This window comes from Geodermatophilus sp. SYSU D01105, from assembly GCF_054050095.1.
Genome location: NZ_JBJGYR010000005.1, coordinates 67,914 through 86,212, shown reverse-complemented (window position 1 = coordinate 86,212; position 18,299 = coordinate 67,914). Strand labels below are relative to the sequence as shown.

Annotated in this window: 18 protein-coding genes; all 18 read right to left on the bottom strand. The window is 74.7% G+C overall.

Annotated elements, in window-relative coordinates; translation table 11 throughout:
- Window positions 1-83: 83 nt before the first annotated feature.
- The 18 genes from ACI79I_RS06125 to ACI79I_RS06040 all read right to left on the bottom strand — a co-directional run bounded on the left by ACI79I_RS06125 (window position 84) and on the right by ACI79I_RS06040 (window position 18,251).
- Window positions 84-2,543, bottom strand: coding sequence for a RelA/SpoT family protein (locus ACI79I_RS06125; RefSeq protein WP_456991397.1), 2,460 nt, complete (start codon window positions 2,541-2,543; stop codon window positions 84-86).
- A gap of 91 nt (window positions 2,544-2,634) precedes the next feature.
- Complete coding sequence (locus ACI79I_RS06120) at window positions 2,635-3,222, bottom strand: adenine phosphoribosyltransferase (protein WP_456991396.1); 588 nt, start codon at window positions 3,220-3,222, stop codon at window positions 2,635-2,637.
- A complete protein-coding gene (secF, locus tag ACI79I_RS06115) occupies window positions 3,219-4,613 on the bottom strand; it encodes a protein translocase subunit SecF (protein WP_456991395.1) in 1,395 nt (464 codons plus the stop codon). Before secF ends, ACI79I_RS06120 begins: the two co-directional genes overlap by 4 nt.
- Window positions 4,610-6,271: a protein translocase subunit SecD gene (secD, locus tag ACI79I_RS06110; protein ID WP_456991393.1), complete on the bottom strand. Its 1,662-nt coding sequence runs from the start codon at window positions 6,269-6,271 to the stop codon at window positions 4,610-4,612. Before secD ends, secF begins: the two co-directional genes overlap by 4 nt.
- A 14-nt stretch (window positions 6,272-6,285) precedes the next feature.
- Entirely contained in the window at window positions 6,286-6,636 is a 351-nt protein-coding gene (gene yajC, locus ACI79I_RS06105; RefSeq protein WP_456991392.1) for a preprotein translocase subunit YajC, read from the bottom strand.
- Window positions 6,637-6,799: 163 nt separating this feature from the next.
- On the bottom strand, window positions 6,800-7,921 hold the full coding sequence (ruvB, locus tag ACI79I_RS06100; protein WP_456991391.1) for a Holliday junction branch migration DNA helicase RuvB: 1,122 nt from the start codon (window positions 7,919-7,921) through the stop codon (window positions 6,800-6,802).
- Window positions 7,918-8,559, bottom strand: a complete 642-nt coding sequence (gene ruvA / locus ACI79I_RS06095; RefSeq protein WP_456991390.1) for a Holliday junction branch migration protein RuvA — start codon at window positions 8,557-8,559, stop codon at window positions 7,918-7,920. Before ruvA ends, ruvB begins: the two co-directional genes overlap by 4 nt.
- Complete coding sequence (ruvC, locus tag ACI79I_RS06090) at window positions 8,556-9,122, bottom strand: crossover junction endodeoxyribonuclease RuvC (RefSeq protein WP_456919272.1); 567 nt, start codon at window positions 9,120-9,122, stop codon at window positions 8,556-8,558. The genes ruvA and ruvC overlap by 4 nt, the downstream gene beginning before the upstream one ends.
- Window positions 9,123-9,362: 240 nt before the next feature.
- On the bottom strand, window positions 9,363-10,115 hold the full coding sequence (locus ACI79I_RS06085; RefSeq protein WP_456947733.1) for a YebC/PmpR family DNA-binding transcriptional regulator: 753 nt from the start codon (window positions 10,113-10,115) through the stop codon (window positions 9,363-9,365).
- Window positions 10,112-10,333 (bottom strand): hypothetical protein, encoded by a 222-nt coding sequence (locus ACI79I_RS06080; RefSeq protein WP_456991389.1) that lies wholly within the window; start codon window positions 10,331-10,333, stop codon window positions 10,112-10,114. The genes ACI79I_RS06085 and ACI79I_RS06080 overlap by 4 nt, the downstream gene beginning before the upstream one ends.
- A 27-nt stretch (window positions 10,334-10,360) precedes the next feature.
- On the bottom strand, window positions 10,361-11,461 hold the full coding sequence (locus ACI79I_RS06075) for a heparan-alpha-glucosaminide N-acetyltransferase domain-containing protein (protein ID WP_456991388.1): 1,101 nt from the start codon (window positions 11,459-11,461) through the stop codon (window positions 10,361-10,363).
- Window positions 11,462-11,531: 70 nt separating this feature from the next.
- Complete coding sequence (locus ACI79I_RS06070; RefSeq protein ID WP_456991387.1) at window positions 11,532-12,083, bottom strand: hypothetical protein; 552 nt, start codon at window positions 12,081-12,083, stop codon at window positions 11,532-11,534.
- Between the two features lie 11 nt (window positions 12,084-12,094).
- Window positions 12,095-13,327, bottom strand: a complete 1,233-nt coding sequence (locus tag ACI79I_RS06065) for a glycosyltransferase family 4 protein (RefSeq protein ID WP_456991386.1) — start codon at window positions 13,325-13,327, stop codon at window positions 12,095-12,097.
- Complete coding sequence (locus ACI79I_RS06060; RefSeq protein ID WP_456991385.1) at window positions 13,327-14,331, bottom strand: phosphatidylinositol mannoside acyltransferase; 1,005 nt, start codon at window positions 14,329-14,331, stop codon at window positions 13,327-13,329. The genes ACI79I_RS06065 and ACI79I_RS06060 overlap by 1 nt, the downstream gene beginning before the upstream one ends.
- Window positions 14,328-14,981, bottom strand: a complete 654-nt coding sequence (gene pgsA, locus ACI79I_RS06055; protein ID WP_456991384.1) for a phosphatidylinositol phosphate synthase — start codon at window positions 14,979-14,981, stop codon at window positions 14,328-14,330. The genes ACI79I_RS06060 and pgsA overlap by 4 nt, the downstream gene beginning before the upstream one ends.
- Entirely contained in the window at window positions 14,981-15,568 is a 588-nt protein-coding gene (locus tag ACI79I_RS06050; protein ID WP_456991383.1) for an HIT family protein, read from the bottom strand. The genes pgsA and ACI79I_RS06050 overlap by 1 nt, the downstream gene beginning before the upstream one ends.
- Window positions 15,565-17,601 carry a threonine--tRNA ligase gene (gene thrS, locus ACI79I_RS06045; RefSeq protein ID WP_456991382.1) on the bottom strand — a complete coding sequence of 679 codons (2,037 nt, stop codon included), beginning with the start codon at window positions 17,599-17,601 and terminating at the stop codon, window positions 15,565-15,567. The genes ACI79I_RS06050 and thrS overlap by 4 nt, the downstream gene beginning before the upstream one ends.
- Window positions 17,602-17,693: 92 nt before the next feature.
- On the bottom strand, window positions 17,694-18,251 hold the full coding sequence (locus ACI79I_RS06040; RefSeq protein ID WP_456991381.1) for an MOSC N-terminal beta barrel domain-containing protein: 558 nt from the start codon (window positions 18,249-18,251) through the stop codon (window positions 17,694-17,696).
- Between the last annotated feature and the right edge of the window lie 48 nt (window positions 18,252-18,299).

Here is an 18,299-nt window from a genome sequence, read left to right as displayed (position 1 = left end):
AGGCTGCTCATCGCCCGGACTCCGCGATGGCCCCTGCAGGGCCCCGCTGCGAGCCTGCGAGCGGTGAGGGCAGCGGTCCTCGCTCAGGCGGTGACGCGCTCCACGTCGAAGACGCCGTCCACGTTGCGCACCGTCTGCAGCACCGCGCCCAGGTGCGCGGGGTCGGCGAGCTCGAAGGTGAACCGGCTGACGGCCACCCGGTCGCGGCTGGTCTGCACCGACGCGGAGAGGATGTTGACCCGCTCGTCGGCCAGCGCCTTGGTGACGTCGGACAGCAGCCGGTGCCGGTCGAGGGCCTCGACCTGGATGGCGACCAGGAAGACCGAGCCGGGCTGGCTGGCCCACTCGACCTCCACCAGGCGCTCGGGCTTGCGCTCGAGGTCCGCGGCGTTGGTGCAGTCGGTGCGGTGCACGCTCACCCCGCCGCCGCGGGTGACGAAGCCGAGGACGTCGTCCCCCGGCACCGGCGTGCAGCACTTGGCGAGCTTGGCCCACACGTCGCTCATCCCGTGGACGACGATGCCCGGGTCGCCGCCGGCCGGGCGCCGGTGCGCCGGGCGCCGCATGGGGATGGTGGTCTCGGCGATGTCCTCGACCGCGCCCTCGGAGCCGCCCAGGGCCGTGATCAGCTTCTCGACGACCGAGGAGGCCGAGATCTGGTTCTCCCCCACCGCCGCGTACAGCGCGGTGACGTCGGCGTAGCGGAGGTCCTTGGCCAGCGTCGACAGCGCCTCACCGCCGAGCAGCCGCTGCAGCGGCAGCCCCGCCTTGCGCATCGCCCGGGTGAGCGCCTCCTTGCCGGCCTCGACGGCGTCCTCGCGGCGTTCCTTGGTGAACCACTGACGGATCTTGGTGCGCGCCCGCGACGAGCCGACGAAGGACAGCCAGTCCTTCGACGGGCCGGCCGTCGGCGACTTCGACGTGAACACCTCGACGACGTCGCCGTTGTTGAGCGTGCTGTCCAGCGAGACCAGCGCCCCGTTGACCCGGGCACCGATGCAGCGGTGCCCGACCTCGGTGTGCACCGCGTAGGCGAAGTCGACCGGGGTGGAGTTGCCCGGCAGGCTGACCACGTCGCCCTTGGGCGTGAAGACGAAGACCTCCTGCGGGCCGAGGTCGTAGCGCAGGGTCTCCAGGAACTCGCCGGGCTCCTGCGCCTCCCGCTGCCAGTCCAGCAGCTGGCGCAGCCACAGCATGTCGTCGGGCGACCCGGTCTTGGCGCCCCCGCCGAACTCGCCGGCGGCCGGCCTGCCGCCCGCCCGCGCCTTCTCCTTGTACTTCCAGTGCGCGGCGATGCCGTACTCGGCGGTGCGGTGCATGTCGTGGGTGCGGATCTGCAGCTCGACCGGCTTGCCCTGCGGGCCGATCACCGTCGTGTGCAGCGACTGGTACATGTTGAACTTCGGCATCGCGATGAAGTCCTTGAACCGGCCCGGTACCGGCTGCCAGTGCGCGTGCATGATGCCGAGCGCCGCGTAGCAGTCACGGACGGAGTCGACCAGGATCCGGATGCCGACGAGGTCCCAGATGTCGGCGAAGTCGCGGCCGCGCACGATCATCTTCTGGTAGATCGAGTAGTAGTGCTTGGGCCGGCCGGTGACGACCGCCTCGATCTTCGCGGCCTTGAGCTGCTCGGTCACCGCCGAGGTCACCTCGGCGAGGTAGGTGTCCCGGGACGGCGCGCGCTCAGCGACCAGGCGCACGATCTCGTCGTACCGCTTCGGGTACAGCGTGGCGAACGCGAGGTCCTCGAGCTCCCACTTGATGGTGTTCATGCCCAGCCGGTGGGCCAGCGGGGCCAGGATCTCCAGCGTCTCGCGCGCCTTCTTCTCCTGCTTCTCCGGCGGGAGGAAGCGCAGCGTGCGCATGTTGTGCAGCCGGTCGGCCAGCTTGATGACCAGCACCCGGGGGTCGCGGGCCATCGCCACGATCATCTTGCGGATGGTCTCGGCCTGCGCCGCGTCACCCAGCTTGACCCGGTCGATCTTCGTGACGCCGTCCACCAGGTGGGCGACCTCCGGGCCGAACGCCTCGGTGATCGACTCCAGCGTCTGACCGGTGTCCTCCACCGTGTCGTGCAGCAGCGCGGCCACCAGCGTGGTGGTGTCCATCCCCAGGCCGGCCAGGATGGTGGCCACGGCCAGCGGGTGGGTGATGTAGGGGTCCCCGCTCTTGCGCTTCTGCGAGGCGTGCGCGGTCTCGGCGACGTCGTAGGCCCGCTGCAGCAGCGCCAGGTCGGCCTTCGGGTGGCTCTGCCGGTGCAGCGCCGCGAGCGGCTCCAGCACCGGCCGGACGATGCCGCTGCGCTGCCCGGCGACGATCCGGCGGGCCAGCCGGTCCCGGACCCGGCGCCGGGGCGCGCCGGCCGGCTCCTGCTCGCCCGGCGGCTCGGCTCCGACGTCGTCGGGACGGCGGACGACCGGACGACTCGGCAGGGGCGGGCGCTCGGCCCCGCCCGGCGGAGCCTGCGTCCCGGCCCCTGCGGGGAGCGCCGGGGCGTCAGCCCGTGCAGCAGCCACGTTCGTGGCGGCGTCGGGGCCCATGGCGACTCCTGCAGGCCGGAGGAGGGACGACCCTCCCCATGCTAGTCGGGCGGAGCGCCCCCGCGTCCCGACCGGCCTGGTCATCTCCCTCTCAGGTGGTCCAGAGGGCGTGCACGGCGTGCGGCGCGAGCCGCTGCCGGCCCCCCAGCGCGGCGAGCTCGACGACGACCGACACCGCCACGACCACACCGCCGAGCTGCTCGACGAGAGCGATCGCCGCGCCCAGCGTGCCCCCCGTGGCCAGGACGTCGTCGACGACCAGCACCCGCTGACCGGGCCGGATGGAGTCGGTGTGCAGCTCGAGGGTGGCGGTGCCGTACTCCAGCTCGTACTCGGCCGCCACCCGCTCGCGGGGCAGCTTGCCGGCCTTGCGCACCGGGACGACCCCGACCCCGGCGTCGAGCGCGACGGCCGCGGCGAGCAGGAACCCGCGCGCCTCCACGCCCACGACGAGGTCGAAACCGGGGTCGGAGTCGCCGTCGGCGAGCGCGGCGGCGCGGGGGTCGACCAGCGCGGGCGCCGCGAGTCCGTCGATCATCCGCCGGAAGGCCGGCCCGTCGGCGAAGACGGGGGTCAGGTCCCGGAACAGCACGCCCGGCTCGGGGTGGTCCGGGACGTCGACGGTCAGCTCGGCGATCAGCTCGTCCAGGGGCCGTTCGGCCGCCGGCTCGACGGTCACCGTCGCTTCTTCCCGCCGGAGGGACGGCCCGGCCGCTGCGGGCGCGCCCCCGGACGGGGTGCCGACGTCGCGCCGCTGCGCGGTTCGGGACGCACGGACTCCGGCGACTCGACCACGACGTCGGCCGCGGCCGGCCCGAGCTCCGCCTCGCGCTCGGCGACGGCGACCCCACCGCCGCGCCGGGCGGTGCCACCGGCACGACGGGCGCTGGCGACCGGGGCGCGCCCGGCGGTGACCCGAGCCCCGCCCTGCCGCGCCTGCGCCGAGCGCCGGGCGAGCACGCGCTTGCGCAGCGCCTGCACCTCCGGCTCGCGCTCCTTGAGGTCGGCCACGATGGGCGTGGCCAGGAAGATCGAGGAGTAGGTGCCCGCGGCCAGGCCGACGAAGAGGACCAGCGCGAGGTCCTTGAGCGTGCCGACGCCGAGCAGGCCGGCGCCGACGAACAGCAGGCCGGCCACCGGCAGCAGCGCGATGACCGACGTGTTGATCGACCGCATCAGCGTCTGGTTGACCGCGAGGTTGGCGGCCTCGCCCCAGGTCATGCGGGCGCTCTTGGCCAGGTCGCGGGTGTTCTCGTCGACCTTGTCGAAGACGACGACCGTGTCGTAGAGGGAGAACCCGAGGATGGTGAGGAACCCGATCACCGTCGAGGGGGTGACCTCGAAGCCGACCAGCGCGTACACCCCGGCGGTCACCACGATGTCGTGCACCAGCGCCGCCATGGCGCCGACGGCCATCTTGGGCTGGAAGCGCACCGCGAGGAACAGCACCACCGCGACGAAGAAGACCGCCAGCGCGATGAGCGCCTGGTCGGTGATGTCGCGGCCCCACTCCGCGCTCACCGCCTCGGGGCTGACCTGCGACGGGTCGATGCCCACCGCGCCGGCGACCGCGTCGACCACGGCCCGCTCGGCGTCGGTGTCGAGGGCGCCGGTCCGCAGCAGCACGGTGTCGCCGCCGACCACCTGGGCGCTGGCGACGTCGGCGCCCGCGTCCTCGGCCGCCGTCCGCACCTCGCTCAGCTGCGCCTCGCTGCCCGGCAGGCGGAAGCTGTTCCCCCCGGCGAAGTCGATGCCGAAGTTGAAACCCCGGAAGACGATCGCGGCGATGCACAGCAGCACGACCACCGCGGTGATGCGGTAGATCAGCCGGCTGCGCCCGACGACGTCCAGCCCGGCCTCGCCGTTGTAGAGCCGGTGGGCCAGGGAGGCCCGGCGGCCGGGGCGCCCGCGGCCGGCGTCCCCCTCACGGGGCAGGCCGGCGTCGACCAGGGCGTCGTCGTCGGCGGCCGCCGCGGCGTCCCGCGCGGCGGAGCCGGCGTCCTGCACCTCGTCCGAGTCCGTGCCCAGCGGCAGCTCGTCGTCTGCGCGACGGGGGTCGCGGCCGCTCATGAGTCGCTCCTGTCCTGCGCGGTGCTGCCCGATCCGCTGCCGGCGCCGACCAGCTCACGCCGGTCGGAGGGCCGACGGCCCCCGGCGGGCCGGCCCGGGCGGTCGAGGCTGCGGCCCAGCCCGGAGAACCGGCTGCTGCCGAAGGACCGGAAGCGGGCCAGCACCGCCATCAGCGGGTGGGTGAAGAGGAAGACGACGACCAGGTCGAGGACCGTCGACATGCCGAGGGTGAACGCGAAGCCCTTCACGTCGCCGATCGCCAGGACGTAGAGGATCGCCGCGGCCAGGAAGCTGACCGCGTCGGCCGACAGGATGGTGCGCCGGGCGCGCACCCAGGCGCGCGGCACCGCCGACCGGAGCGTGCGGCCCTCGCGGATCTCGTCCTTGAGCCGCTCGAAGTAGACGACGAAGGAGTCCGCGGTGATGCCGATCGACACGATGAACCCGGCGATGCCGGCCAGGCTGAGCGTGAAGCCGATCTGCCGCCCCAGCAGCACGAGGACGGCGTAGACGACCACCGCCGACAGCAGGAGGCTGGCGATCATCACCAGGCCCAGGAGCCGGTAGTAGACCAGCGCGTAGACGAAGACCAGCGCGATGCCGATGGCGCCGGCGATGAGGCCGGCCTGCAGCTGTTCCTCGCCCAGCTCGGTGGAGATCGACTGCGCGGTGGCCTGGGTGAAGGTCAGCGGCAGGGCGCCGTAGCGCAGCTGGTTGGCCAGCTGCTCGGCCTCCTCCTGCGTGAACTGCCCGGTGATCGTCGTCTGCCCGTTGATGGCGCCCTGGATGGTGGGCGCGGAGACCACCCGGCCGTCGAGGGTGAACGCGACGTTCTTGCCGATGTTCGCGGCGGTGTAGGTCGCCCAGGTCTCGCGGCCGGTGGAGTTGAAGTCCAGCAGCACGACCCACTCGCCGGTGGCCTGCTGGGTGCCGGCCTGGGCGTCGACGATGTCGGTGCCCTCGAGGATCGCCGGGCCGAGCAGGTACTTGAACTGGCCGTCCTCCGAGCAGGCCGCGACGTGGTCCTCGGACCGGTCGACGGCGGCCACGGGGTCGGTGGTGTCGCAGGTCAGCGTGGCGTACTCCGCCTGCGCCTGCTCGAGGGTCACGGCCGGGGCGTCCGCGTCCGGGATCGACGGGTCGGCGACCGCGCCGTCGGACGGGGTGGCCGCGTCGGTGGGCGCGGCGGCGTCCGTCGGCGCAGCCGGGTCGGTCGGCGCCGCCGGGTCCGAGGGCGTCGTCCCGTCGGTCGGCGCGGCGCTGTCCTCGGCCGCCGGCGTGGCCGGCTCCGGGCCGGAGAGGACCGGGCGGAACCGCAGCTGCGCGGTCTGGCCCAGCTCCCGGGCCTGGTCGCCGTCGTCACCGGGGACGGAGATGACGATGTTCGAGTCGCCCTCGGTGACCACCTCGGCCTCGGCCACGCCCAGGCCGTTGACGCGCTGCTCGATGATCTGCCGCGCGAGCTCGAGGTCCTCGGGGGCGGGTGCCTGCCCGTCCGGGGTGCGCGCGGCGAGGGTGACGGTGGTGCCGCCCCGCAGGTCGAGCCCGAGCTGCGGGGTGCGGGTGTCACCCGTGAAGAAGATCAGGCCGTACAGGACGGCGATGACCAGCACGAACGCGCCGAAGTACCGGCGCGCAGGCAGCTGACGCTGGGCCACGGGAGGGCGACCGCTCAGTGCGTCCGGTCGGCCGGGCCACCGTCGGCCGGGCCGCCGGTGTCGTCGCCCGGGACGGCGGGGCCGGTCTCGGCGGGCCCGGCGACGGCCGGCTTGCGGACCTCGAGGATGGCCTGCCGGGCGAAGGTCACCACGACCCCGGGGGCGATCTCGAGGTCGACGGTGGTGTCGCCCAGGGCGACGACCGTGCCGTGCAGCCCGGCGGTCGTCATGACCGGGGTGCCCGGGGTCAGCGACTCCTGCATCGCTCGGGCCTGGGCCTGCATCCGCTTGCGCTGCCGGGCCGGCAGGACGATGAGCAGGACGAAGGCCAGGGCCAGGAGGACGAGCGGGAAGTACTGCTCCACGACAGATGTGCCTCTCTACCGCGCGGCGTTCCGCGGTGGGGTGCGGCCCGGGACGGGACCGCTCGGGTACGGCGGCTGTGGCGCGCCGCGACATCCGCGTGCAGCGACCGGGCGGGACGCGCGCGGCCGCGGCCGGACGAGTTGCGCGCCAGCGCTCCGCAGTCTAGGCGTCGAACAGCGTCTCTGACGACGACCCAGGGGCGGGTGGGTCTGCTGTGACCCTCCCGAGGGGGATGCCACCCCGCGGCAGCGGCTGGCCCAGGTGCTGCCACGCGGCCTCGGTGGCGACCCGGCCGCGCGGCGTCCGGGCCAGCAGGCCCGCGCGCACGAGGAACGGCTCGCAGACCTCCTCGACGGTGTGCGGCTCCTCCCCCACCGCGACCGCGAGCGTCGCGACGCCGACCGGCCCGCCACCGAAGCGCATCACCAGCGCCTCCAGGACGGCGCGGTCGAGCCGGTCCAGCCCGAGGTGGTCGACGTCGTAGAGGGCCAGCGCCGCCTCGGCGACCTCGCGGGTCACCCGGCCGTCGGCACGGACCTCGGCGTAGTCGCGCACCCGGCGCAGCAGCCGGTTGGCGATGCGCGGCGTCCCCCGGGAACGGCCGGCGATCTCGGCCGACCCCTCGTCGGTCAGCTCGACGCCCAGCAGCGCCGCGCTGCGGGCGAGCACCCGCTGCAGCTCGGCCGGCTCGTAGAACTCCATCTGGCCGACGAAGCCGAACCGGTCGCGCAGCGGGCCGGTGAGCAGGCCGGCCCGGGTCGTGGCGCCGACCAGCGTGAACGGGTTGATCTCCAGCGGGATGGCGGTGGCGCCGGGGCCCTTGCCGACGACGACGTCGACCCGGAAGTCCTCCATCGCCATGTACAGCAGTTCCTCGGCCGGCCGGGCGATGCGGTGGATCTCGTCGATGAAGAGGACGTCGCCGGGGCCGAGGTTGGACAGCATCGCGGCGAGGTCGCCCGAGCGCTCGATCGCCGGGCCGCTGGTGATCTTCACCGACGTGCCGAGCTCAGTGCCGATGATCAGGGCGAGGCTGGTCTTGCCCAGCCCGGGCGGGCCGGAGAGCAGCACGTGGTCCGGCGGCCGGCCGCGCCGCTTGGCGCCCTCCAGCACCAGTTCCAGCTGCCGGGCCACCTTGGGTTGGCCGATGAAGTCGTCCAGGGAGTGCGGCCGCAGGGCCGACTCGACGACCCGCTCCTCCTCACCGGCCTGGGCCGACACCGAGTAGTCCCGCCCCGGGCCGGCGTCGGCGGCCGACAGCCCCCGGTCGAACGGCGTGCTCACGGCCTACCCAGCAGCCGCAGGGCCTGCCGCAGCAGCACCGCCACCTCGACCGAACCGGTCGCCGCGACCTGCTCGTCGGCGATCGGCGCGAGCTGCCCGACGGCGCTCTCGGCCTCCTTGCCGGTCCAGCCCAGGCCCACGAGGGCCGAGGTGAGCTGGTCCCGCCAGGGCGCGACCGGCGTGACCGGCGGCAGGCCGGCAGGCGCCGGCGCGCCGTCCAGCTGCGTGTCGGTGCTCGTGGACCCGAGCCGGTCGCGCAGCTCCAGGATCAGCCGCTCGGCGCCCTTCTTGCCGATGCCGGGGACCTGGGTGAGCGCCTTGACGTCGGCCATCGACACCGCGCGACGGACCTCCCGCGGCGGGTGGATGGCCAGCACCGCCTGGGCCAGCCGCGGACCCACGCCGTTGGCGGTCTGCAGCAGCTCGAACAGCTGGCGCTCGTCGTCGTCGGCGAACCCGTAGAGGGTCAGGGAGTCCTCGCGCACGACGAGGCTGGTCGACAGCCGGGCGTCCTCCCCCACCTGCAGGCGGGCGATGGTGCCGGGGGTGCACTGCACCGACAGCCCGATGCCGCCGACCTCGACCACGGCGCCGTCCGGCGACACGGCCGCCACGCGGCCGCTCACACTCGCGATCACCGGGACACCCCCGTCCAGCGCGGCAGCGTCGTGGACCGCACGGGGGCACCGATGCCCCCGGCCAGCGCGGCGTGGCGCAGCCGCTGCTGCGCGGGCCCCCGCCAGGCATGGCAGACGGCGAGCGCCAGCGCGTCGGCGGCGTCGGCGGGCTTGGGCGGGGACGACAGCCCCAGCACCCGGGTGACCATGAGGGTGACCTGCTCCTTGTCGGCTCGGCCGCTGCCGGAGATGGCGGCCTTGACCTCGCTGGGCGTGTGCCAGGCGACCGGCCGGTCGGCCTGCGCCGCGGCGAGTGCCGCGACGCCGGCGGCCTGGGCGGTGCCGGTGGCGGTGCCCTTGTTGTTCTGGGTGAACACCCGCTCGATCGCCACGACGTCGGGCCGGTGCTCGCGCAGCAGCGCGGTCACCGCGGTGTGCAGCTCCAGCAGCCGCAGCTCCAGGTCCAGCTCGGCGGCGGTGCGGACGACGCCCACGCCCACCGCCGCCGGGCGGGCGCCGGGACGCCCGTCGACCACGCCCCACCCGCACCGGGTGAGGCCCGGGTCGATGCCGAGCACTCGCATGGCCGCGCCTCCCGATGACCGAACTGGTGTTCGACCGAGGTTAACCGCCCGGGACGACGACAGGACGCAACACGCCCACGGTCCCACTCGGCCACGCCCGGGCGGCCCCGTCCAGAGGCTCGCCGCGAGCCTGCGAGCGGTGAGGAGGACGGGGTCCTCCAGCCGACCTCGTCCACGCGTCGTCCTCCGCCCCGGTCGGCTCCTCGCTCGCTGGCGCTCGCTGCGATGCTCCCGGCGGCGTCACCCGACCTTCTCGAGCACCTCGTCGGAGACGTCGTAGTTCGCGTAGACGTTCTGCACGTCGTCGCAGTCCTCGAGCGCGTCGATGAGGCGGAACACCTTGCCCGCCGCCTCCTCGTCGAGCTCGACGGTGACGCTCGGCAGGAACCCGGCCTCGGCCGAGTCGTAGTCGATCCCGGCGTCCTGCAGCGCGGTCCGGACGGCGACCAGGTCCGTGGGCTCGCTGACCACCTCGAAGGAGTCGCCCTGGTCGCGGACCTCCTCCGCGCCGGCCTCGAGCACCGCCATGAGGACGCTGTCCTCGTCGACGCCGTCGGCCTTGGGGACCACGACGACGCCCTTGCGCGAGAACAGGTAGGAGACCGAGCCCGGGTCGGCCATCGAGCCGCCGTTGCGGGTCATCGCCGTCCGCACCTCGGAGGCCGCGCGGTTGCGGTTGTCGGTGAGGCACTCGACCAGCACCGCCACGCCGGCGGCCGCGTAGCCCTCGTACATGATCGTCTGCCAGTCCGCGCCCCCGGCCTCCGCCCCCGAGCCGCGCTTGACGGCGCGGTCGATGTTGTCGTTGGGGACCGAGGACTTCTTGGCCTTCTGGATGGCGTCGTACAGCGTCGGGTTGCCCGCCGGGTCCCCACCGCCCACCCGGGCCGCGACCTCGACGTTCTTGATCAGCTTGGCGAAGAGCTTGCCGCGCTTGGCGTCGATCGCGGCCTTCTTGTGCTTCGTCGTCGCCCACTTCGAGTGGCCGCTCACGGCAATCCCCTCTCGTCCCCGGCTGCAGCGCCGGCCCTCTCGGCCAGGTGGCGGCGGACGATGTCCGCGAACAGCGCCTGCACCCGGCGGTCCCCGGTCGGTTCGGGGTGGAAGCTGGTGGCCACCGGGGTCCCCCGGCGGACGGCGACGATCCTACCGGCGGCCGCTGCGCCGACGACCCGGACGAGGACCTGCACGTCCCCGGCGGCCTCGTGCACCCCTGGTCCACGGGCACGGGGACGGGGCTACGGCCCGGCCGCCCGGCGGGAGCTCCACGCCAGCAGCCGCTCCAGGGGGCCCCGTCCCAGCTGCAGCCGCCACACCGTGGCCACCACCAGCGCGGTGACCGTGAACCGCACCCACAGCCCCCAGTCGTCCGAGGATGCGACGCCCAGCAGCCAGATGGCCACGATCTGCGCGGTGTAGACCGACAGCGCCATCGCGCCCACCGCGGCCACCGGGTGGGTTGGCCGGGGCGCGAGGTCGGCCAGGACCAGGCAGACGCCGATCACCGCGACCGCCACCCCGGCGGAGCCGACGACCTCGAACGGCGTCCCGCTGTGCGGCTCGGCGCCGGCGAACCAGGCCGGGTCCCACTCGCCGGAGCGGCCGAAGCCCAGTTCCATCCCGGCGAACCGGCGCCCCGGGCCGGCCAGCCGGGCACTGAGCCACCCGCCGCCGTAGCCCAGCACCGCGGCGAGCGCGCCGCCGGCGACCAGGCCCGCCCGCGCCCGGGCCGCGCGCAGGTCCAGCCGGCCGACGGCGAGCCCCACCAGCACGAACGCCAGCCAGACCAGCGCCGGGTAGTGGCCGGTGACCAGCAGCCAGACGAACGGGCCGCGCTCCTCGTGCCGGGCGGTGGCGAACTGGCCGACGGCCAGGACGACCGGCGGAGCGGCCAGCGCGACGACCCCGGCCCCGAGCAGCAGCCGCCGCGGCGACCAGCGCAGGAACGGCAGCGCCAGCACGAAGAGGACGGCGTAGACCTCGAGGATGATCGCGACGAAGGTGTCCAGCAGCTCCAGGACGCCGCCGATGGCGAACACCCACGCGGCCCGGACGAGGACGCGCGTGCGGGCCCGGGCCAGCTCGCGGCCGGGAGCGGGGACGGCGCCGCCCGACAGCAGGGCGATCGAGATCCCCGCGAGCGTCGCGAAGAGGATCGACGAGCGCCCGTCGACCACCACGCCCCAGGTCCCGGGGTCCCAGGTCAGCTCCCCGGTCCGGCCCAGGTGGGCGCCGAACATGCCCAGGACGGCGAGCCCCCGCGCGACGTCGAGACCGGCGACGCGGCGGGGCAGGCCGGGCAGCCGTCGGTCGGCCGCGCGCTCCTGCTCCAGGGTCACGGCGCGAGGGTAGGTGCGGTCCCTGGGATCGTGCCGGACCGCGGGCGACGCACCACCCGGCCACCGCCGCTCAGGACCGCGGCCGTCCGCCACCGGCGGCGCTGCTGGTGACCTCCCGCAGGCCGTCCTCGATGTCGAAGAAGCGGGGCGCCGGGCGGGCGGCGTGCAGGCGCAGCAGCCCCGTCAGCCGGCGGCTGCGCAGCAGGTGGGTGTCGCGCACCGCGTCGTTGTAGAACCGCCGCGCCAGCCCGATCCGGGTCGCGGTGCCGTCCAGGTCGGCCCGCAGCGCGACCGGCACGCCCGGCAGGTCGGCCGGGAGGTCCCGCAGCTCCCGGCCCAGCGCGTTCTCCGCGAGCTCCCGGTCGCCGGCGTGCGGGGCGCGCGCCTCGCGGGCGGCCGCCGACAGCCGGGCGGCCCGCTCCTCCCCCACGGCGGCGGCGTGGTCGCGGGCCAGCTCCGCGGCCAGCCCGGCCCGCCGCTGCAGCTGGGTGTCGAGAGCGGTCCAGGCCCGGGCGACACGCACCTCCAGGCGGCGCAGCCGGGTCAGCGTCCAGCCCGCCCACAGCGCCAGGAGCACCACGACGGCCGCGACCGCGAGCAGCAGCCAGACGTCGGGGGTCACGGCGGGTCAGGCTAGCGCTGCACCCACCGGCGCAGGGTCGACCGCGGCGGGGCGTCGTCCGTGTCGTCGTCGGCCACGTCCGGCAGGTCGGCCAGGCCGTCGTCGGACTCCTCGGCGGTGACCTCCCCGGATCCGGGCAGGACGACGGTCTCGTAGACGTCGAGGATCCGGCGGGCGATGACCGACCAGTCGTAGGCCGCCGCGGCCTCGCGCCCGGTCGCCGACAACCGCGCGCGGCGCTGCGGGTCGGCGAGCAGGTCCGACAGCGCGCGGGCCAGCGCCCGGGCGTCGCCGCGGCGCACGAGCACGCCCGCCGCGCCGTCCTGCAGCACCTGGGCGAACGCGTCGAGGTCGCTGGCGACGATCGGTGCCCCCGCGGCCAGCGCCTCGATGAGGATGATCCCGAAGGACTCCCCCAGGAGGTTCGGCGCGCAGTACACGTCGACCGACCGGAGGAGGGCGGCCTTGTCCTCCTCCGACAGCTCCCCGAGCAGGGAGACGTGCGGCCGCAGGTCGTCGCCGAGCTGCTCGTACACCGCGTCGGGGTCGCCGCGCCCGGCGATGAGCAACTGGGCGCCCGGGTGCCTGCGGACGACGGTGCGCATGGCCTCGAGCAGGACCGGCAGGCCCTTGCGCGGCTCGTCGTAGCGCCCGAGGAAGCCGATCGTGGGGCCGTCGACCCCGCGGGTGTGCCCGGGCAGCGTCGGGCCCTCGGCGAACGCGGCGACGTGCACGCCGTTCGGGATGATGACCGCGTCCCCGCCCAGGTGCTCGACCTGCACCCGGCGGGCGAAGTCCGACACCGCGATCCGCCCGGTGATCTTCTCCAGCCACGGCCGGATCACCGGGCCCCACGCGGCCAGCCACTTCGACCGCGTGGTGGCCGCGTGGAAGGTGGCCACGATCGGGCCCTTGGCGATCATGCACACCAGCAGCCCGATCGACGGCGGCGCCGGGTCGTGCACGTGGACGACGTCGAAGTGGCCCTCCCGCAGCCAGCGGCGCACCCGCGCGGCCGACACCGGCCCGAACTGCACGCTGGCCATCGAGCCGTTGTACGGGACGGGGACGGTCCGCCCGGCCCAGGTCACGTGCTCGGCGGGCAGGGACTCCTCCCGCTCGGCGGGGGTGAGCACCTCGACGTGGTGGCCCATCGCGCGCAGCGTCTCGGCCAGGTCGCGCACGTGGTACTGGACGCCGCCGGGGACGTCCCACTGGTAGGGGCAGACCAGCCCGATGCGCATCAGCGCCGCTCCGGAGGGGGGTCGGGCGGGACGTCGGACCAGATCCGGCCGAGCATGTGCCAGTCCTCCGGACGGCGGGCGATGCTCTCGGTGAAGGCGTCGGCGACCCCCTGCATCGCGGCGCCGATGCGGTCGCGCAGCCGGCCCGGCCCGTCGACGGGGACCTCGGGGAAGACGTCGAAACGCCAGCCCCGCTCGGTGAACGAGCAGAACGCCGGGTGCAGGGCCGCGCCGGTCTGCGCGGCGAGCAACGCCGGCCCGCTGGGCAGGGTCGTCGGGCGGCCGGAGAACTCCACGGGGACGCCGCCGGCGCCGAGGTCCCGGTCGGCCACCAGGCAGGTCCACCCGCCGCCCTCGACCCACTCGCGCAGCACGGTCGAGCTCGGGCGCGGCCCGCCGGTCAGCGGGACCACCCGCATCCCCAGGGACTCCCGGTACTCCAGGAAACGGCGGTACAGCGACTCCGGCCGCAGGCGCTCGGCGACGGTCATGAACGGCCCGCCGAGCCAGTCGGTCAGCCACACCCCCGCGGCGTCCCAGTTGCCGCTGTGCGGCAGCGCCGCGATCACGCCGCGGCGCTCGCTGCGGGCCTTCTCGAAGTGCTCCACGCCGGTGTGCACGGTGCCGGCGACGATCCGCTCGCGGGACAGCCGCGGCAGCCGGAACGCCTCCTGCCAGTAGCGGGCGTAGGAGCGCATCGCGCGCGTGGTGAGCTCGTCGAGCTCCGCCTCGGACAGCCGCCCCCCGGTGACCACCCGCAGGTTGGCGCGCAGCTGGCGGACGCCCCTCCCGCCCCGCGCGGCGGCCCAGCGCCCCGCCGCGTCGAAGGCGCCCCGGGCGACCGGCTCGGGCAGCCGCTGGACCGCACCCCAGCCCGCCGCGAAGCCGAGGTCGGTCAGCCGGGCACCGACCCGGGAGGGCAGCGGCGGGCGCCCGGTTCCGGCGGACGGGCCCGGCGCACCGGGGGCCGGCGCCGCGGGCGCGGGACCCACCGCGTCGCTCACGGGGCGGCGCCCGGCGGGGGCGGGGACGGCGGCGACGACGGGAGGGCCCGGCCGCGGCCCTGCCGGTGGACGGCGGCGAACCGCTGCCCCACGGTGACCGCGCTGCCGACCAGCAGCACCCACAGCGCGACGTGCACCGCGTACGGGATGCCCAGCCCGCTGAAGCCGGTGCCGACCAGCACGAGGATCAGCCGCTCGGTGCGCTCGACGATGCCCACGTCGCAGCGGAGCCCGACGCCCTCGGCCCGCGCCTTGACGTAGGAGGTCAGCACCCCGAGCACCAGGCACAGCAGGGCCAGCAGCACCAGGAGGCGGTTGTCCCCCTCCCCGGAGAACCACCACACCAGCGCGCCGAAGATCGCCGCGTCCGCCGCCCGGTCGCCGGTGGAGTCCAGCACCGCGCCGAACACCGAGCCACCGCCCCGGGCGCGGGCCAGCGCGCCGTCGAGCATGTCGAGCAGCACGAACACCGTCACGGTGAACGCGCCCCAGAACAGGTGCCCGGTGGCGATCAGCCCGGCCGCGCCGGCGATCGCGCCGAGCGTGCCGACCAGGGTGACCGTGTCCGCGGTGACCCCGGCCCGCAGGAGCCCGGCCACCACCGGCGCCCAGAACCGCCCGACAGCGGCACGGGCGTTGACGCCGAGCATCAGTCCCCCCGGACCGGAGCGGACCGGTCGGCGTCCGGCCAGTGCGCGGCCAGCAGCGAGCGGGTCTCGGCCAGCACCTGGGGCAGCACCCGGGTCAGCCCGATGACCGGCATGAAGTTGGTGTCCCCGCCCCAGCGCGGCACGGCGTGCTGGTGCAGGTGGTCGGCGATGCCGGCGCCGGCGACCGAGCCCTGGTTCATGCCGATGTTGAACCCGTGCGCCCCGGACACCGAGCGGACCACCCGCATCGCCGTCTGGGTGAACCGGCCGAGCTCGACGACCTCCGGCTCGGTGAGGTCGGTGTAGTCGGGAACGTGCCGGTAGGGCACGAGCATCAGGTGGCCGGCGTTGTACGGGTAGAGGTTGAGGACGGCGTAGACGGTCTCCCCGCGCGCCACGACCAGCCCCTCCTCGTCGCTCATCTGCGGGATGAGGCAGAACGGGCAGTCGTGGGCACCGGTCGGCTTGCCCTCGCCCCGGATGTAGGCCATCCGGTACGGCGTCCACAGGTGCTCGAAGACCGTCGCCGGGCCGCCGTCGTCGGCGGAGACGGCGACCCGGTAGCTCTCCTCCGCGCCCGTGCTCATCCGGTCACCAGCGCATCGGCGGTCGGGTCGACGTTGGCCCGGCCGGCCACCCACGCCGCGATGGCGCTGACCGCCTGCGCGACGGGCACCCCGTTGTGCTGGCTGCCGTCGCGGAAGCGGAAGGAGACCGCGCCGGCCTCGGCGTCGGTGGCCCCGGCGATGAGCACGAACGGCACCTTCTGCTTGCTCGCCGTGCGGATCTTCTTCTGCATCCGGTCGTCGGAGTCGTCGACCTCCACCCGGATGCCCCGGGCGCGCAGCTCCAGCGCGACGTCGCTGAGGTAGCCGACCTGCTCGTCGGTGACCGGGATCCCGACGACCTGCACCGGCGCCAGCCACGCCGGGAAGGCGCCGGCGTAGTGCTCGGTGAGGACGCCGAAGAACCGCTCGATCGACCCGAACTTCGCGGAGTGGATCATCACCGGCTGCTGCCGGCCGCCGTCGGGCGTCGTGTACTCCAGGCCGAAGCCCGCAGGCTGGTTGAAGTCGTACTGGATGGTCGACATCTGCCAGGTGCGGCCGATGGCGTCGCGGGCCTGCACCGAGATCTTCGGTCCGTAGAACGCCGCCCCGCCCGGGTCGGGGACGAGCTCCAGACCGGTCTCCTCCGCCGCCTCCTCGAGCACGGCGGTGGCGAGGGCCCACTGCTCGTCCGACCCGACGAACTTGGCCTGCTTCTCGGGGTCGTCCCCGCGGGTGGACAGCTCCAGGTAGTAGTCGTCGAGGCCGAAGTCGCGCAGCAGGCCGAGGACGAACGCCAGCAGGTGGCGGACCTCGCCGGGCGCCTGCTCGGGCGTGACGTAGCTGTGCGAGTCGTCCTGGGTGAGGCCGCGCACGCGGGTGAGGCCGTGCACCACGCCGGACTTCTCGTAGCGGTACACGGTCCCGAACTCGAAGAAGCGCAGCGGCAGCTCGCGGTAGGACCGCCCGCGCGACCTGAAGATCAGGTTGTGCATGGGGCAGTTCATCGCCTTGAGGTAGTACTGCGCGTTCTCCAGCTCCATGGGCGGGAACATCGTGTCCGCGTAGTACGGCAGGTGGCCGGAGAGCTCGAAGACGTGCGCCTTGGTGATGTGCGGGGTGCCGACGTAGTCGAACCCCTCCTCGATGTGGCGCTGCCGGACGTAGTCCTCCATCTCCCGCTTGACCACGCCGCCCTTGGGGTGGAACACCGCGAGCCCCGAGCCGATCTCGTCGGGGAAGCTGAACAGGTCCAGCTCCACGCCGAGGCGGCGGTGGTCGCGGCGCTCGGCCTCGGCCAGGTGCTCCAGGTACGCCTTGTGCGCGTCCCTGCTCTCCCACGCGGTGCCGTAGATGCGCTGCAGCTGCGGGTTCTTCTCGCTGCCCCGCCAGTAGGCAGCGGCCGACCGGGTCAGGGAGAACGCCGGGATGGTGGAGGTCCGCGGCAGGTGCGGGCCCCGGCACAGGTCGGTCCAGACCAGGTCGCCGGTGCGCGCGTCGCGGTTGTCGTACATGGTCAGCTGGGCGCCGCCGACCTCCACGTCGGCACCCTCGGCCGCCTCGCCTGCGCCGCCCTTCAACCCGATCAGCTCGAGCTTGTAGGGCTCGTGTGCCAGCTCCGCCTGCGCGTCGGCGTCGCTGATCTCGCGGCGGGAGAAGTACTGGCCGGCCTTGACGATCTCCTGCATCCGCTTCTCGAGGGCCTTGAGGTCCTCGGGGGTGAACGGTCGCTCGGGGTCGAAGTCGTAGTAGAAGCCGTTCTCCACCGGCGGGCCGATGCCCAGCCGGGTACCCGGGAAGAGGTCCTGCACGGCCTGGGCGAGGACGTGCGCCGTCGAGTGCCGGATGACCGCGCGCCCCTCCGGGCTGGCCGCGGGCACGGGCTCGACCTCGGCGTCGGCGTCGGGCACCCACGCCAGGTCCTTGAGGTCACCGGTGGCCACGTCGCGGACGACGACCGCGCCGTCGGGGCCCTTGAGCGGCACCCCGGCCTCCTTGAGCGCGTCCTGGGCCGTCGTCCCGGCCGGCACCCGGACGGGACCGACGGTGGTGGGCGAGGGCGGGGTCGACACGAGAGCGCTCCAGAGGTCGATCGGATTGGCCCCCCGAGCCTAGTGCGCCGCGGGGGGCGCCCCCGGACGACGGCCGGTGCGGTCCCGGCCGGTCACGCGGGGAGGAGCTCGACGGGGTCGCCCGCGCGCACGGTCCCGGGACGGCGCACCTCGGCGTAGACGCCCAGGCAGTGCTTCGGCGTGCGGGTGACCTGCAGCTCGGCCGGGCCGACGCGCAGCACCCGTCCCACCCAGGCCCGTTCGTCCTCCCCCTCGGGCAGGTCAAGCAGCAGGTTGGCCCGCGGGTCGTCGGCCGAGCAGCCGGGTGGCACGTCCCCCTCGGCGGCGCGGTGGACCGCCGCCCGGCTGACGAGGTGCACGGCGGCCGCGTCGACCTGGGGCGCGTCGGCCCGCTCCAGTCGCACGGGGCGGCCGAGGACCTCGGTGAGGGTGATCGTGTCGGCCTCGGTGTCCCCGGTGGCGACCACGCCGGCCATGTCGGGGCTCTCCTTGACCGTCACCCGCTCCCCCGTCGTGGCGTCGACGACGGCCCACACCCGGTCACCGACGAGGCCTCCCGCCCCGACCTCGGCCTCGCGGACGGTCCGCCCACCCAGGCTCTTGACCGGGTAGACGCTCACCTGCACGACCCTGCCGACCGCGTCGCTCACACGTCCTCCTCGCCGGCCCTCGTCCCCCGCGTCCGGGCGCCGCTGGCC